The organism is Bacillus sp. FSL H8-0492, assembly GCF_038006145.1.
Lineage (GTDB): Bacteria > Bacillota > Bacilli > Bacillales > Bacillaceae_G > Bacillus_A > Bacillus_A mycoides.
Genome location: NZ_JBBOUP010000001.1, coordinates 2,200,405 through 2,216,594, shown reverse-complemented (window position 1 = coordinate 2,216,594; position 16,190 = coordinate 2,200,405). Strand labels below are relative to the sequence as shown.

Genomic DNA, 16,190 nt, shown 5'->3' with positions numbered 1-16,190 from the left:
ATAGTAGGAGCATGTATATATAAAGGGACAGCAAATACTAGTTCTTCACTCACCTTTAAAACATCGAAAAAGCCTATCTATCATTGAATTATTTCCCTATCGATTTCATCACAAAAAACCGTTTCACTACGAGTGAAACGGTTTTTATTTTTAAGCATTTAATTCCGTTTTATGCCCCTTTACTGCACTACGCTTTAAAGCTGTTCCAAGTATGATAACCATACTTACTACACCAATCCAAACGAGTACAGTAAGAGGAGTATTCCAAGCTAATCCTTTTCCAAAGAAGAATATTTCTCTAAGCCCTTCAATCATAAATCGCATTGGCAACCATGCGTACACCCAGTCTTGATAAAATGGAGACATCATTTCAGGTGCTAGCGCCAATAGCGGTGCACCAAAGAAAAGTAACAGTGCAAATAACCCGATTCCCTTTAAACCAACTAATGAAAGCACCGCAGAAATCATTAAGAAGAAACAAAAAGAAGTAATGGATAAGAACAGAGCCGTATCCGTGAAATTCGGGATATTTAATCCTACCATTCCATCAGCTATCCATGTAAGACCAAATCCAATTACAAGTGTAGCAATTGCTCCTGTTACTATTTGTTTTAGTTTCAATACGAAGTTCTCTTTTCTTGTACCCACTTGCGTTTTACTTATCGCAATAAAGATAATTGCTGCGCTCGCTAAACTTGCAATCCATAACGGCTGGAATAAAGACATTGGCGAGTTACCGTTCGCACTATTTTTGCCGATTTCATTCACATTTGTCACTTTCTTCGTAATAGGTGTTACTACATTTGAAACTTGGTCTGCTGTTAATGTAGCTCCTTTTGCTTTCAATCCTTCTAATAGTTGTGTACGAACAGTATTGTTCATATTATCAACGATCGCATTTAACATTTGTCCTGCCATAGTTGATGCTGCTGTATTCATTCCTTGATTGATGAATATTTCTACCTCTGGCGAAGATGGCTGTGGTGTTCGTAATGATGCTTGTTTTGTGCTAAAGTCTTTCGGAATAACCAATGCTGCATAATATTCTTGATTATTTAAGCCTTTTTGAACTTCTTCTTTATTTTGCACTTCTACCCACTTTACCGCAGGTTCTTCCTCTGATTTTGATGTCTTTTTCATATTATCAACAATCGTTTGCCCCATATTCATCTTCGGTTGATTCGGAATTTCTACTCCTTGATCCTCATTTACAATTGCGATTGGTAAGTTTTTCGGCTTAGGTTGAACGGTTGGAAATAATGTTAATGAAAAAACAAAAACAACAAGTAGTGCAATAACTGGAGATAACAATAAAAGTTTGTTTTTAAACATTTTCTTTTCTCCTCCTTTAATTTGATTTATAATAACCAACAACGTGTTGTTTATTTATATTTGAATTATATGTTCGAGTTGAACCTTATACAATAATCAAAAATCGTGAATGTGTCGGTTATAAGACACATCCTTGAAATGTGTTGGCTAAAATTAAGGAGGGACATACTTTGCGCGATAGTAATTTAGATTTACGTGTTATTCGTACGAAAACTGCCATACGAAATGCATTAGTGGAATTAATTGAGGAAAAAGGTTTTGACGCCATAACAGTGAAAGATATTACTACGAAAGCAAACATAAATCGTGGTACATTTTATACACATTACCAAGATAAATTTGATTTAATGACAAAATGCCAAGAAGAAATTATGTATGAATTTTCTAGCATTGCTAAACAGAGATTACCGGAAGTTATTGCTGATCTTGGATCAAGCCCTTCCCCAACAATGCCATTTATACTTATCGCTTCTATTCTTGAATTTCTAAATGAAAATAGTGATTTTATGAAAGCTGTACTAAGCCCAAAAGGAGATTTATCTTTCCAAACGAAACTGAAAGACTTTATGTGGAAAACACTATTTGAAGATACGAATGGTCCTCTCATTAATAAGGAGAATTTACTTGTCCCAAGCCAATACTTAGCTTCTTATATGGCATCTGCTCATATAGGTGTCATTCAGCAATGGTTAAATAATGGACAAAAAGAAACACCTGAGGAGATTGCTCGTATTTTATCAACAATCGCAGTTCATGGACCTTTTTATGCGGCTGGTTTAAAGAAATAAGTCCGCTATATAATAAAAGATCATCCACTATAATAGCGGATGATCTTTTATTTCATTACAACACTTCAATATACCCTTCTGTTCCATGTACCCGAATTCGCTGTCCGTCTTTTATTCGTTTCGTAGCATTCTCTACTCCGACAACTGCTGGTAATCCATATTCACGTGCAATAACTGCTCCATGTGTCATCAATCCGCCAACTTCGGTGACTAACCCTTTTATAGACACAAACAATGGTGTCCATCCAGGGTCAGTAAAGGCAGTAACTAATATATCTCCATCTTCTAAATTCGCATCTTCCATATTTAAAATAACGCGTGCTCTCCCCTCAATCACTCCTGAAGAAACAGGCAGACCTACGATTGCTTCAGCCGGGAGATTTTCTCGTTTGTACTTCCCAGTAATGATTTCTCCATCAGACGTCATTACACGTGGAGGCGTTAGTTTTTCATATAATTTGTAATCATTTTTTTGTTTATGAATAAGCTCGTAATCTAGTTTATTCGTAAGGACAACTTCGTGAAGTTCTTCAAAAGTTAGATAGTATATATCTTCTACTTCATCAATAACTTTATTTTGCACGAGTTGCTCGGCTTCTTTCAATATTGCCTGCTTATATATGAAATAGCGATTAATCATACCGTATTTTGGATATTCACGATAACCGATAAAATTTCGGATGTTACGAATCATTCGCTTCGTCTCTTCTATTTTTTGTTTACCATCCGGCAAATGCTGCAATCGATCTACTAACTCTTCTTCTTTTTTCAAAGCTTCCTGCAGTCCTTCTTCAAATTTCCGTTTACTAGCACCATCTTCAAAATCTCTTATATTATTTAAAATCATCGGGATAATGGTTGTTGGCTTTTCACTCCAGCGCGTTTTCGTAATGTCGATTTCTCCGCTGCATCTCATTCCGTATTTATTTAGAAAAGTTAAAATGGCATCTCGAGCTTTTTCTCCGCCTTTAAATTGAACGAATTCATCTAAAAAGTTATCATTTTCTACATGTTGTAAATACGCAATAACTTCTGGATATGGCCGAATCACATCAGCAACATCGAGTAATGCTAGCCCCATTTCAGACGTAATATTGTTTTGTACTGATTGAGAAAGTGTGTCTGCTGCATTCTTTTCGCCTAGCCATTGCTCCATTTTTTCATTGATCCATGTTGAAGCATCCATACCTGCCATAATGACAGCCATACTTTGCGGATGAAATAATATTTTCTTTAATTGCTGCATATCTTCCAAAATAAAATCAAGTACATCCACCCCTGATTTCGTTTGCATGTTTCGTTTTAACTCTTCAATTGATGCTTGATTCATTTCTATTAAATCCGTAACGATTGCTGGATTGTTTTCGACTTGTGGTTGCGTACTTCCAGGTGGTCCACTTTTACCAACACTCTTTTCTTTTTCATCATCTGGTAACAATGTAATAAAATCATCTCGCTCGACTACAGTCGTTAATGCATCTTTAATAAGCGGTTCCGAATTCCCTATCATATTTAATAAAAGTTCTCTACTAGTAGGCGAAGCCAATCTTTGTGCAACATCAACAAACAACCTTCCTCCAGCTTGAAACCTCTGTCCAAAAGATGTTAACTGGAATAAAGACATCCCTAATGGCTTCAAGGGATCGGTCATCATTTGCTGGTGACCAACCGATACATACACATGATTTTCCCCATCATTTACTTCTGGTATTGGATATAAAGTCGTGATTGGGCGACTTTGGACAATATAAAATGTATCATCCACTAAACACCATTCAATATCTTGCGGACAACCAAAATAAGCTTCAATCTGTCTTCCGATCTGTGCTAGTTGTAAAATTTGTTGTTCAGACAATGTTTGAATTTTTTGCTGAGCCGGATCAATCTGTTTCGTCTCCGTTCCGCCCTCTTTTAAAGCATAAATAGCTAATTTTTTAGTTGCTATCATCTTTCCAGTAATTTCGCCTTCTTTTACTTTATAATTATCGGCAGAGACCAGTCCTGATACTAACGCCTCACCAAGTCCAAAACTGGCATCAATTGATACTACCTTTCGGTTAGAAGTAACCGGATCAGCAGTAAATAAAATTCCCGAAGCCTCAGGGAAAACCATTTTTTGAACGACAACACATATAGAAACTTGATTATGTTCAAAATCATTTTGCATGCGGTACATAACTGCTCGCTCTGTAAATAAAGAAGCCCAGCACTTTCTTACATGCTGCAAAATCGCTTCTTCTCCGATAATATTTAAATACGTATCTTGTTGACCAGCAAATGAGGCATACGGTAAATCTTCAGCCGTAGCACTAGAACGCACGGCATACGCATGTTCATTTCCAAAACGTGAGAGATAATGAGCTACCGCTTCCACTACTTCAGAAGGGATTTCTACTGCCATAATGACTTCTCTAATCTTCTTACTAATTCCACCAATTTGGGATCGCTCTTCCATTTTCAACTTTGTTAGCTGCTGCAACAAAGTTTGAAGCTCGTCATTTTGCTCGATGGCCTTTTCATACCCTACCGTTGTAACACAAAAACCTTCTGGCACTTGTATACCTTGAATGTTTGATAATGCCCCTAAATTCAATCCTTTTCCGCCAACGAGCGAAAGCTGCGTTTTTTCTATTTCCTGAAAATCGAGAACGAAAGAACTCATGTAACATCTCTCCTTACTGTGCATGTGTTCTTGATTGTAGCAGTAGTAAATAAGAATAAACAGTCTATTTCGAACGTGATTTACATGATATAATTAAGTTAGGAAGAGATGATTTTTTATTTCTCCCCCTCTAATTCACTTCAATTACATCAACAAACTTAAACATCCTTTGATTATGAAAAGCATCGGTACAAGTAATCGTCTTATTTAATGGATTTATATCAGCTACTGTTATGTAATTTTTATATAGATAGCCCTCTTTATAATATGTAAGTAAAACCTCTTCTTCACCTAAATATGAAATTAACAGCTTATTTTCAATCCTTTTTTTTGCATCTTGCGTTAAAATTGGACGCGGGACTTTCGTTTGCTCCTGTATCATTTCTTTAATACAGACGAACTGTTCTGGCATACTGGCAAACGGTTGCCACTTTTCTATGTTATCAAGACATTTTACAAATTATTGTAGTGATATTAATACCTCTATCTTTGTACACATATCTTCATACATAATTCTCCTTATAACAGATTTCTATATTTTAAAATTTGATAAGTAATTATTACGTTTCGATATGCTTAGAAAATTCAGGTACATATATAAGTTATTTTTAATACACTGGGATTTTATATGCAAATGAGTACCTTTACAGTAATGTTTAAATACAATAGTATGAGTAGTTACCATTATATTTAAGCGTTCGTTATAAATGCCAGTATGAAATATCATAAATAATGAAGGACACTGTTAAAGAATTGATTGAGTATGGCGAACGGATTCCGCACTATCATAAGGATTTCCCTATAATTTTATTTTGGAGTCACAGAAGCGGTTGAACTTCCCTGACGAATTGGTTTTTCTTCCAAATTGGGTTATATGAAGAAGCAATGAAATATGCACCGTTCATTCATTACTATGAATCTGAAAACAACAATATATTGTGGGGGAAGAAAAGGTCATCAAACAAAATATAAAACTAGAGAATTTTAATACAATAATTCCGGAGCTGGAGAAAGAATATGGATTACTTTCTTCTGATATATTACTCCTTACAAACTCCACTCATCATAGGGCACATCAAATGATTTATAAAGGAAACTATGCAAATAGAGATATTACAAATCCAAAATCCCCTTCATTACCAACCTATCGAAGTTTTTATGATGAAGAAGCTCTAAAGCTTGTTTCAGAAATATATAATGACGATTTTGAAGCATATGGATATACAAAGAATGAAATTAATTTTTAACTAATATACCTATCCCCCCCCACTATGCATAGAGTCTCTTTAAAAGCGAAAACCACTATTAAAAGCCAGCGGTATGGAAGGGGAATTATAATGAGTATTTCTATTATAATGATGGGTTTCATCATAGGGGGATTGGTTGGAGTAACAGGGATAGGTGGGGCCGCATTACTGACTCCATTTCTTCTAACATTAGGTATAAGTCCTTCTGTCGCTGTTGGAACTGATCTAGTATATAACTCTATTACTAAAATGTTTGGAATATCCCAACACTGGAAACAGAAGACCATCAATTTTAGACTAGTAAAATATCTAGCTATTGGGAGTATACCTAGTGCAATTATCGCAGTAGTAACGATTCATTTCTTACCGATCTTTCACTATAGTCGAGAAGGAATTATAAAGTATATATTAGGATATGTTCTAATCCTTGCGGCAATTTCTATTTTAATAAAGGCATTTTTCTATAATGAATCTACACAAAATTATTTTCAAAGACAGACTATGGTACAAAAAAAGAGCCTAACAATTCTTATTGGTGCAATACTCGGTTTTATCGTGGGACTTATTTCTGTGGGGTCAGGCTCTTTATTCGCTATTGCAATGATATATTTATATCAACTGAGACCATCCGAGTTAGTAGGCACAGATATTACACATGCTTTTTTATTAGTGACGGTTGCAAGCATACTAAATATGAATTTAGGCAACGTAGATTATCTCTTGTTAATTCATTTACTCATTGGTTCTATCCCAGGTGTCATACTTGGTAGTAAATTCTCCACTAAGATTCCCGTTAAACCCCTTCAAATATTTCTAGCTATCATTATTTGTATCAGTGGACTAAAGTTAGTTATCGCTTATTGAAAGCGTTTTATGCTTTTGCTATATAAGAATGGAGGTTCAAAATGGATCATACAGAACTATATAATTTTATATACAAGCAAGGGCGTGTCCCTCATTTCCATAAAGATTTTCCCCTAATCTTATTTTGGAGCCAAAAAAGCGGTTGTACTTCGCTAGCCCACTGGTTTTTTTATCAAATTAATTTATTTAAAGAAGCGATAAAATACAACCCGTTCATTCACAACTATGAGTATGAAGTATATAAAAACTCTACACATTATTTAGCACAATTAGCTAGTGGATTACAAACTAAAGAGAAGAATACTTACAAACTAGTAAGAAATCCTTATAGAAGAGCAGTAAGTTCTTTTGTTGCTCTGATTCCGCCACCAAATTTTGAGAATCCCGCATGGAAACCCATTCGACAATTTCTGTATGGTGATGAAACCTGCAATAAACCCATTTCCTTTAAACTATTTTTGTATTATTTAAAAGCACACATGACCAAATTAGATCAAGTAGATCCTCACTTTACACAACAATATATACAAGGAGAAGAGGAATTCGTTACGAACTATATTTATCTAGAAAATTTCAACACAAGAATTTCGAAACTAGAAGAAATATATAAATTAAAAAAATCACCATTAGATCTGTTATCAAAATCTTGGCATTATCAAGAGAGTAAGATGATTTACAAAGGAGTTTATGCAGACGGTGATATCACAACCCCTCTTTTCCCACGATTACCTACTTATGATAGTTTTTATGATGCAGAAACAATTCAGTTGGTTCAAGAGATATTTGCAAAAGATTTTAATATGTATCATTATGATTTAAATTCTTTTCTCTCAAAATAAAAGTGTTCAAAGCCACTGGCTCTATTAAGTGTGTTATCTTAAAACTGATACGACAACATCACATATTTATAAATTTCCATACACTTTTCCTAATTCTTTTTTTAGTTGTGTTTTTAAGTGCTCATTTTCACTTTCTAATAGCTTGTTCTTATGTTTTAAAAGCTACTTTACTCAATAATAAGTTTGGCCCAATACCAATCGTACTTTCGATCCGTGTACGTTCATATATTTCTCGCTTGAACTTTAATGCGAATTCGCACGGATTACTCGCAAATAAATGAATACTTGCGGTCATATCCATGAAAAACTCATCGATACTATATTGATGAAAATCTTCCGGTTCAACATATTGTAAAGCTAAACCTATTATGTAAGTTGAACACTTCATATACGTATGCATAATTGGATTCACAATAATAATATCTGGAAGCTTCGATATTTCGTACAAACGAGCCACTCCGATTTACATCTCCTACGACAGCCAATTTTGTATAACGTGGATCGAGTCCTTTTTTAATACATGATACGCTCGCATAAAAGTTACGAAGATCTACACATAAAATAATCCGATTTGGTAAAAGAGAATGATTATCCAAGGTTATCACTCCCAAACAAAGAACGTTGGTTCTTATCAAAGATATTCCCATGAAAATTCTGGTTAAAATAGCCAGACTTTAAAAACATATTTAAGAAAAACTTAAGGAGTTTCCCTCTATATTCATAAGAAGTTTTTTCTATACTGAAAAATGTGAATACATAAGAGGAGAAACAATCATGAAGAAATTTTTACTTTGCATAATAGGAATAAGCCTTCCTATATACTTACTACCTTTCATATTACGCGGGGATTTGGACAGATTTAATCCGATTGCTGAAGAAAAAAATGTATACGCCATTGCGAAGGGATATGGCGTTCCAGATTATCATCATAAAGGAAGAGCTATGTACTCCCTAAAAGGTGTTGATGAAGCAAGGAATGAGAACAAATATACAGTAGGAACTAATACTCCTAATGATTTCATAAGAAAAACTTACTTAAAAATTCATGTAAAAGGAAAGTATGTCTATTCTTACGACGTTATTTCTGAAAAGGACATTCCGGAGAAAATAAGGGGGCAATTGGAGATAGAAGATAAAGTGAAACTTTAATCAGTGGGAGTCTTACTGCCTGGCAAATAGCGGGATAAATAAAAGAGCCTACTCGTATGAGCTGGCTCTTGATTACCTCTCCTTTGAGGAAGGAGCATTATTTCGGTAAATTTATTAAATTAGTTATCATTGTTTTAATAACCATTGTTCAATTACTTTAACTGTTTCATCTCGTTGTGCTTTTGATGTAATTAAGCTCGCATTATCACCTTTTTGCTCACCATACATGCCAAAATTAGCATGATTCCCCCCTTTTATCATGTGCATAGTTGTATTCTTTGACATTAACTTTTTATTGTTCTCTATTTTTTCTACAGTTGCTAAAGCATCTACTTCCCCATAAATTGATAACATCGGAATCGATTTGGTAGAAAAATCATCTGCAGGATACGAACCTAAGAAAATGATCCCGTCTACCTTGTCTTCATGTTGAAAAGCATACTTAGAAATCATAGCTCCCCCCATTGAATGCCCCGCAACATACCATTTTTGAACTTCAGGATACTGTTCAATTACACTGTCTACTGCATTGATGCCAAGTATCGCTAAATTTAATGGTAACTTAGGCATTACTACAACATGCCCCTCTTTTGCAAGAGCTTTTCCTAAGTAACTATAAGCCTCAGCTTCTACTTTAGCTCCTTGATAAAAAATAACCCCTATTTTAGCATCTTTCTGTCCAAAAACTATATTATCTTCATCTTTTTTATCATCTACTAACGACAAAGCCTCTTTCGTTGGTTTATAAGTAAACTGAGACCAAACAAAAAAAGTAATACTTCCCATAAGTAAAATACCTAATAAAGAGTACAGAACAATTTTCATCCACTTCTTCACATATATGCCCTCCCTAAGATGTGTATATCATATACTTTAATTATTATTAATATGGTTGTCGAATAATCTTAACTAATAAGTGTAGAAAAAATAATACGAGCCCTCAAATGCCGTTTTAACATAAATTCAATATATTATTTTAAAACGTAAGCTTCATAAGCTAAGTAAAATTTTATAAAGAAAAAGCCGATTTCCTTATCGTATAGGAAATCGGCTTTTGGCTTAGTTATTGATTTAGTAATAAAAACACCTTTTAAAATAACTATGTTTATACTATAGACGTTGATCTTTTTGGAAGTTTAGACGAAAATGATCCTCATCATTATATACCCCAAATTCATACCCTTGCTCTTTATAAAATTTAATAATTTCAGGAAGAGCTTGTAATGTTTGCGCCTTTTCATGCATTAAAACAACTTCTACTTCTTCTGTTGTCTGTTTCTTTACATTTTCGATAATCTGAGTTGGATTATCTTTTAATTTCCAATCATTTGAGTCTACTGTCCAATCCCAAACTTTTATTGCTGCTTCTACAATTTGATTCCGAATTTCCTCTCCCTTTAATCCTGGTGCAGATCCATATGGCGGACGGACCAGTTTAGGAGTTGTACCCGTAATATTATGGATAAGATCTAACGTTTCTTTCATCTCTGGTACAAATTGTCCCTTTTTGTATAGCTTATCACTATTATGTGTCATACTATGTGCACCAATATAATGTCCTTCTTTTACTGCTCGTTTTACATTTTCCTGAAAACCTGTATTTTGTAAATTACTACCTTGCATAAAAAATGTCGAAGCAACATTTTGCTCTTTTAGTACATCTAAAAATTTCCCAGTCAATTCGCTAGGACCGTCATCAAATGTTAAATAAACAACTTTTCCTACCGGTTTTCCATCAGGTCTTTTTTGTTTTGCTGGTGATGTTTCCTTTTTCTTTTCTTGTTGTTGCGTATTAACTTGTTTCATACTTTCATTAGCTACTCCCTTCGCTGGGATAGAGTTCCATTTTCCAATTAAAAAGAAAGTGAAAAAGGTCGTTGCTAAAACAACTCCTAGAGATATTATTACCTTAGTTAATCGACTTGTTTTTTTCTTACTTTGTGATTCTTTCATTATTTTTCGATCCTTTCCCTATTAATTTTCATATTCATTATTTATAAGGCTGAGCCTTTAGTCGACTGAATCATTAGTTTCAACCGGTATCTACAATAAATAGATTAATAGAGACGGATAAAGATAAGATGCAGATAATGTCGATTTTGTTTAAAAATGATAAAAACGTGTAGAACGAAAATTCTACACGTTTTTATTTAAATAGAAGAAAAATAATACTCCATCTTCTGTATTCGAAACACCATATTCCGCGTCATGCAGTTCTAATATATTTTTTGAAATAGCAAGGCCCAATCCTGTTCCGCCTTTGGAGCGTTGACGAGACGTATCTCCTCGATAAAAACGATCCCATATTTTCTCTAAATGTTCTAGTTCAATATGTGCTCCTTTATTTTCTACACATACTTTTACACGTTCATTCTCTTCTATTGTAGAAATAATAATATTCTCCTGTTCTGGTGTGTAACGAATCGCATTCGTAATAAAGTTAGTCACCACCTGCTCTATTCGATGTGGATTTGCAACTACCTCAATTTTAGAAAGTTGTTTATGGACATGTAATTGCTTAGCTGTTATATCCGAGGTTAATTGCTCACATATATAATCAATCATCTCATCAATATGGAAAACATCCATTTCCATCTTATACGTACCAGACTCGAATTTTGCTAACTCCAGCATATCAATAATAAGCATATCCATTTTATCTACTTCTTTTGACATTGCTTTAAAGTAATAATCCTTTTTATTACTAGCAACACCATCCTCCAAAATTGAAATACAGCTCTTCATAATACTTAAAGGTGTTTTTAACTCATGTGAAACACCCGCGATAAATTCTTTACGTGTATTTTCTAATTGCTTTTCTTTCTCTATATCTTGCTGCAATTGATTAATATACGAATGCAAAGCCTTAGAAAGTGTATTAATATTTTTTGATAAATCACCTATTTCATCCTTTGTAGTAATAGGTATCGTCTCAGAGAAATCTAAACCTGCAATTTTTTTTGTAGTATCATTTATTTGTAATAGTGGTTTGGCGATTTTATTTGAATAATAGAACGATATCAAAACGATTAAAATCAAAACAAAGATAATTAAATATACATAATAATCCTTTATCATTTGCACAGCTTCATCAACTGGTTGCAATGATGTCATAGCAAATATATAATTTACCTTACCATCTGCATCTATTGTTGGTTTGATTAATAGTTTATATTTAATATCATTTTCCTCATAATCCACTATTTCTGTAGAAGTAATATTATTTGGTTTTTGATTTAATATTAAATCAACCTGAAATTGTTTTATTCTATCTATTAACACACGATTTCCATAAATAGAGTTAGTTCCTACAGTACCCTCCGGTAACTGCACGTTCTTAATACTTCCTGCTAAATATAACTGTGAATTTTCTTTTGAAGATGCGACTTTTGGGCCATATAACTTCTCTGACAACTGCTTGTTCTCCAAACCAATATTCTTCTCTTTTATTGTTAACATCGCAGGGACTACTGCATCACCTTCCTGCACTCCATCGATAATAATATGACTCCCCTGTTCTAAACTATCTTTTATCCTTTGTATATCTTCTAAATTGATAAAACTATACAACGGTATCTGAATTAAACGTTCAGAAAAGGTCTTATTTTCGTTAGGATCTAACTGAATTTCTAAAGAAAAATCACTTGCATATTTTATATTCCCTACCCTATCTAGCGTTGTAATCCATGTCGCATTATCTTGGTAGAAATTTTGTTCCAACTCTTGAATCCTTTTCGCGTCATCTCCAGCTTTTATATATGCCTTTTCAAAGGATTGAATATTCGTTTTAATATCATTAACTTTTCGATTCGAATAATATTGCTTAAAAAATATGGTTTGTCCAATAAAAATAGTCACTAAAATAAGTGTGCATAATGCCGTTGTTAATAAAAACAACTTCAATACAATTCCTTTTTTCATACCTTTCCCTCAAATTTATAACCAGCTCGCACAACAGTTACAATACAAGTCGCTTTTTGTCCTAATTTATGACGCAAATTACGGATATGACTATTAACAGTACGATCATCCCCAGCGAATTCATAACCCCAAATTTTAGTGATTAGTTGTTCTCTCGAAATTACAATCCCTTGATTTTGCATGAAATACGTTAATATTTCAAATTCTGTATGTGTCATACTTATGTCTTCCCCATCTACAGTTACTGTACGAGAAGGGAAATGTACATGGATACCACTACTAGTTAATGTGTCTGCAGTAGATACATTAACAGTGGAAGAATATCGGCTTTCAATTATTCGTTTTGCTCTTGCCAATAAAATAGGAGGACTATATGGTTTTGTAACATAATCATCTGCCCCCAGTTCAAATCCCAGTAAAGTATCATCCTCATCCACCCGAGCCGTTAGCATAATAATAGGTACATTAGATTTCTTCCGAATTCGCCGGCAAACCGCCCAACCATCTAATTCCGGTAACATAATGTCTAGAATAATTAAATGTACCTCATGTTCTTCAAATATAGATAACGCTTCTTTCCCATCAATCGCCTCTAAGACGTTATACCCTTCGTTTAGTAGGTAATCCTTCATGATTTCACGTAAAATATCTTCATCTTCTACAATTAAAATTGTTCTTTGCATATTTCATCTTCCCCACGATTAATTTTATTTTTATAAAGAAATAGTTCATTTTATATTTTAACCAATTAGAAATCTTTCACTATTTCTGTCACTACTAAATGTAACATAGTTATATCAAGATAATAGCATACTGATATAAAGATAAAATGCAGAGATAGCCTTACTATTGAAATTCCATTATAATTTTGTAATTGGAATGAATTTGAATCACATAAAGAACCAGAAGAAATAATATGATTTGGGAGGTATCACGATGAGCCTTTTAATTAGAAAGTTAGAAACAAATGATTTAGACAATCACCCGGAGATTGATGACAGTTTTATAGTGAATGCTCGGTTAATTCTTTCTCTTTCAAAAGTAAATAGACGCATAGAATATACAGTAGAAGACGTTCCGAGTTATGAAAAAAGTTATTTACAAAATGATAATGAAGAACTGGCGTACAATGAATATATAAATAAGCCCAATCAAGTCATTTACATAGCACTGTTACATAACCAAATCATCGGATTAATAGTATTGAAAAAGAATTGGAATCACTATGCTTACATAGAAGATATAACGGTGGATAAAAAACATCGTACACTCGGGGTTGGTAAAAGATTAGTTGATCAAGCAAAGCAATGGGCAAAAGAAGCCAACATGCCCGGTATCATGCTTGAAACGCAAAATAATAATGTCGCAGCATGTAAGTTCTATGAAAAATGTGGATTTGTAATAGGTGGATTTGATTTTCTTATTTATAAAGGTTTGGATATGACAAGTGATGAAGTTGCAATTTATTGGTATTTGCATTTCAAATGAAAATAGTTTACAACATTAAACAAACTCAAAATAAAAACCCCAATCTCTCTAAATTAAAATTGAGAAATTGGGGTTAAGTTACTTAACAATATTTTTATTTAAAACAAGTAGCTGATTAATAATCCTGCTGATAATAAGAAGCCGAAAATCGTATTTGTCATCGCTGTTGATTTCATTGCGATGCGCATATATCCGGGATCCTTTGCTCCTTTTTGGAAACTTTGAATTGCAGAGATTGGCTTTCTCAAACCTAGGAACATAACTAATGCCCAAGGGCTTAAATAACCCATCAATACAATTACCACGATCCATGAATAAGCAATGAAAAAGGCTACAGCTAGTGTTACTACTGCTTTCTCTCTTCCAAGGAGGATTACTAATGTCTTTCTTCCACCTTTAATATCTTCTTCGATATCTCGGATATTATTCGACATATTGATTGCACCAACTAAAATTCCAATTGGAATGGAAATCAATACACTTTCAATCGTTATAGTATTCGTTTGAATAAAGAAAGCAATGAGTACAAAACATGTCCCCATTAACAATCCAGAAACTAGTTCTCCAAAAGGAGTGTACGCAATTGGTAATGGACCACCTGTATATAAATAGCCAACCGCCATCCCAATTAAACCAATGACGACTAACCACCAGCTGCTATTCATACAAATATAAACTCCAATAATTGCTGCTACTACATACAATAAAAGTGCAACTGTTAACACATTTTTTGGTTTCAATCCGTGACGGACAATTCCGCCACCAATCCCAACAGAATCAGCGGTATCTAATCCACGTTTGAAGTCATAGTACTCGTTAAATAAATTCGTTGCTATTTGCAATGCTAAACATGCAACCATCATCGCAATAAATAAAAGCCAATCAATTTCGGCAACATAAAGTGATGCCACTGTCCCTAAAATTACAGGAGAAAACGTCGCCGTTAATGTATGCGGGCGCGTCATCTTCCATATTAATTTAGCGGAACTAATTTCTTTTTCTGTCCCCATAACTCTGTTCAATCTCCCTACATTGTAAGTATAAATTACTAGCAGTATCTTTCTATCTATTTCCTGCCACGCATCTATTATAGCAAAAAATGAATTGACGATAGAACTTTAATGCTCTTGCTTGCACGATAACTTTGCATCAAAATATCGTTTTTTCTAATATGGGGTACAGTTGCATGCCCATCAACTTAAGAAAACAGATTCACCCCAAAACGAAAAAATGAGCTTAATTCTCCTATATAACTGTCGAGAGATAAAATTTTTGTTTTGGTGGTGATTCAAAATAGTAGCTTGATGGCGATCGGACTGACCCCCTAATACTTTATTTTAATACTGACTCTTTTCATGAAATAAAACTCAGTTATCAGTCTAAACCATTTTTTAAATCTAACAATAACAAGTTTGCTTCTTTATCTTTCAGATAGTCTCTATTATTCTAATTTCTTCATTTCTTTCAGCCATGCTATCTCCTTTTCTGAAGCATTTTCTATTTTATACAATTCATAGCTACCCTTTATCTCATCTATCACTACAAATTCAACTTCATTTCGAACATAGCTTTTAGTTTTTCCCTTTTTATAACCATTAACATTATCTAATATAGTTTCTCCACTATCTTTTTTATATAAATTATAGCTAACAGGTGGACGGCCAATTACATACTTATTATCAGAAAATCCGACTATATCATCCCTCCCTAATCCTGTCGAAACACTCCAGACAAAAATAATCTGAAATATAGAACAAACAACAATACCGCATATGAAAAAAAATAGGATTGATTTAAAAAATAACTTTAAAGATATCCTGTCCAAAAACATTCCCTCCCATTTCACCTCGGGATAGCAAGAACAAAACGTGAATTTTGTACGCTAAGAAACCGAATTTTT

Annotated in this window: 14 protein-coding genes and 2 pseudogenes; 6 read left to right on the top strand and 10 right to left on the bottom strand. The window is 33.7% G+C overall.

Going from position 1 to position 16,190, the window contains the following annotated elements; all coding sequences use genetic code 11:
- Positions 1-150 precede the first annotated feature (150 nt).
- Positions 151-1,332: a YhgE/Pip domain-containing protein gene (locus tag MHH66_RS11285; protein ID WP_078184894.1), complete on the bottom strand. Its 1,182-nt coding sequence runs from the start codon at positions 1,330-1,332 to the stop codon at positions 151-153.
- A gap of 170 nt (positions 1,333-1,502) precedes the next feature.
- Between MHH66_RS11285 and MHH66_RS11280 the strand changes: the two genes are divergently transcribed.
- Positions 1,503-2,120 carry a TetR/AcrR family transcriptional regulator gene (locus MHH66_RS11280; protein ID WP_002084688.1) on the top strand — a complete coding sequence of 206 codons (618 nt, stop codon included), beginning with the start codon at positions 1,503-1,505 and terminating at the stop codon, positions 2,118-2,120.
- Positions 2,121-2,175: 55 nt separating this feature from the next.
- Here MHH66_RS11280 and ppsA read toward each other — a convergent pair whose 3' ends face one another.
- Together ppsA and MHH66_RS11270 are read right to left on the bottom strand one after the other, a co-directional pair.
- A complete protein-coding gene (ppsA, locus tag MHH66_RS11275) occupies positions 2,176-4,782 on the bottom strand; it encodes a phosphoenolpyruvate synthase (RefSeq protein ID WP_063218537.1) in 2,607 nt (868 codons plus the stop codon).
- A gap of 130 nt (positions 4,783-4,912) precedes the next feature.
- On the bottom strand, positions 4,913-5,194 hold the full coding sequence (locus tag MHH66_RS11270) for a YolD-like family protein (protein WP_063218536.1): 282 nt from the start codon (positions 5,192-5,194) through the stop codon (positions 4,913-4,915).
- 320 nt (positions 5,195-5,514) lie between these two features.
- Here MHH66_RS11270 and MHH66_RS11265 point away from each other — a divergent pair.
- The 3 genes and pseudogenes from MHH66_RS11265 (at position 5,515) to MHH66_RS11255 (ending at position 7,732) form a co-directional block, all read left to right on the top strand.
- Positions 5,515-6,029 (top strand): annotated as a pseudogene (locus tag MHH66_RS11265) (hypothetical protein).
- 90 nt (positions 6,030-6,119) lie between these two features.
- The gene (locus tag MHH66_RS11260; protein ID WP_063218535.1) at positions 6,120-6,893 is read left to right on the top strand and encodes a sulfite exporter TauE/SafE family protein; all 774 of its coding nucleotides are present in this window, start codon (positions 6,120-6,122) and stop codon (positions 6,891-6,893) included.
- 41 nt (positions 6,894-6,934) lie between these two features.
- The gene (locus tag MHH66_RS11255; RefSeq protein ID WP_063218534.1) at positions 6,935-7,732 is read left to right on the top strand and encodes a sulfotransferase family 2 domain-containing protein; all 798 of its coding nucleotides are present in this window, start codon (positions 6,935-6,937) and stop codon (positions 7,730-7,732) included.
- A gap of 160 nt (positions 7,733-7,892) precedes the next feature.
- Here MHH66_RS11255 and MHH66_RS11250 read toward each other — a convergent pair.
- A pseudogene (locus MHH66_RS11250) lies at positions 7,893-8,328 on the bottom strand (Y-family DNA polymerase); the annotation flags it as partial.
- A gap of 178 nt (positions 8,329-8,506) precedes the next feature.
- On the opposite strand from MHH66_RS11250, the gene MHH66_RS11245 reads away from it, so the two are divergent.
- Positions 8,507-8,881: a YxeA family protein gene (locus MHH66_RS11245; RefSeq protein WP_033706989.1), complete on the top strand. Its 375-nt coding sequence runs from the start codon at positions 8,507-8,509 to the stop codon at positions 8,879-8,881.
- A 126-nt stretch (positions 8,882-9,007) separates the two neighbouring features.
- On the opposite strand, the gene MHH66_RS11240 is transcribed toward MHH66_RS11245, so the two are convergent.
- The 4 genes from MHH66_RS11240 to MHH66_RS11225 form a co-directional block, all read right to left on the bottom strand.
- A complete protein-coding gene (locus MHH66_RS11240; protein WP_063218533.1) occupies positions 9,008-9,718 on the bottom strand; it encodes an alpha/beta hydrolase in 711 nt (236 codons plus the stop codon).
- Between the two features lie 273 nt (positions 9,719-9,991).
- The gene (locus tag MHH66_RS11235) at positions 9,992-10,834 is read right to left on the bottom strand and encodes a polysaccharide deacetylase family protein (protein WP_063218532.1); all 843 of its coding nucleotides are present in this window, start codon (positions 10,832-10,834) and stop codon (positions 9,992-9,994) included.
- 183 nt (positions 10,835-11,017) lie between these two features.
- Positions 11,018-12,802 carry a sensor histidine kinase gene (locus MHH66_RS11230; protein ID WP_063218531.1) on the bottom strand — a complete coding sequence of 595 codons (1,785 nt, stop codon included), beginning with the start codon at positions 12,800-12,802 and terminating at the stop codon, positions 11,018-11,020.
- Positions 12,799-13,485 (bottom strand): response regulator transcription factor, encoded by a 687-nt coding sequence (locus tag MHH66_RS11225; protein WP_078185940.1) that lies wholly within the window; start codon positions 13,483-13,485, stop codon positions 12,799-12,801. The genes MHH66_RS11230 and MHH66_RS11225 overlap by 4 nt, the downstream gene beginning before the upstream one ends.
- 253 nt (positions 13,486-13,738) lie before the next feature.
- Here MHH66_RS11225 and satA point away from each other — a divergent pair, with 253 nt between their 5' ends.
- Positions 13,739-14,290 (top strand): streptothricin N-acetyltransferase SatA, encoded by a 552-nt coding sequence (gene satA / locus MHH66_RS11220; RefSeq protein ID WP_002165487.1) that lies wholly within the window; start codon positions 13,739-13,741, stop codon positions 14,288-14,290.
- Positions 14,291-14,388: 98 nt separating this feature from the next.
- Here the strand turns inward: satA and menA are convergent, their stop codons facing one another.
- Together menA and MHH66_RS11210 are read right to left on the bottom strand one after the other, a co-directional pair.
- Positions 14,389-15,300 carry a 1,4-dihydroxy-2-naphthoate polyprenyltransferase gene (gene menA, locus MHH66_RS11215; RefSeq protein WP_078185939.1) on the bottom strand — a complete coding sequence of 304 codons (912 nt, stop codon included), beginning with the start codon at positions 15,298-15,300 and terminating at the stop codon, positions 14,389-14,391.
- A gap of 431 nt (positions 15,301-15,731) precedes the next feature.
- Entirely contained in the window at positions 15,732-16,115 is a 384-nt protein-coding gene (locus MHH66_RS11210) for a hypothetical protein (RefSeq protein ID WP_078185938.1), read from the bottom strand.
- Positions 16,116-16,190 lie beyond the last annotated feature (75 nt).

Coding starts and splice junctions, on each gene's coding strand:
- MHH66_RS11285 (WP_078184894.1), bottom strand. CDS start 1,332: ATGTTTAAAAACAAACTTTTATTGTTATCTCCAGTTATTGCACTACTT.
- ppsA (WP_063218537.1), bottom strand. CDS start 4,782: ATGAGTTCTTTCGTTCTCGATTTTCAGGAAATAGAAAAAACGCAGCTT.
- MHH66_RS11270 (WP_063218536.1), bottom strand. CDS start 5,194: ATGCCAGAACAGTTCGTCTGTATTAAAGAAATGATACAGGAGCAAACG.
- MHH66_RS11260 (WP_063218535.1), top strand. CDS start 6,120: ATGAGTATTTCTATTATAATGATGGGTTTCATCATAGGGGGATTGGTT.
- MHH66_RS11255 (WP_063218534.1), top strand. CDS start 6,935: ATGGATCATACAGAACTATATAATTTTATATACAAGCAAGGGCGTGTC.
- MHH66_RS11245 (WP_033706989.1), top strand. CDS start 8,507: ATGAAGAAATTTTTACTTTGCATAATAGGAATAAGCCTTCCTATATAC.
- MHH66_RS11235 (WP_063218532.1), bottom strand. CDS start 10,834: ATGAAAGAATCACAAAGTAAGAAAAAAACAAGTCGATTAACTAAGGTA.
- MHH66_RS11230 (WP_063218531.1), bottom strand. CDS start 12,802: ATGAAAAAAGGAATTGTATTGAAGTTGTTTTTATTAACAACGGCATTA.
- MHH66_RS11225 (WP_078185940.1), bottom strand. CDS start 13,485: ATGCAAAGAACAATTTTAATTGTAGAAGATGAAGATATTTTACGTGAA.
- satA (WP_002165487.1), top strand. CDS start 13,739: ATGAGCCTTTTAATTAGAAAGTTAGAAACAAATGATTTAGACAATCAC.
- menA (WP_078185939.1), bottom strand. CDS start 15,300: ATGGGGACAGAAAAAGAAATTAGTTCCGCTAAATTAATATGGAAGATG.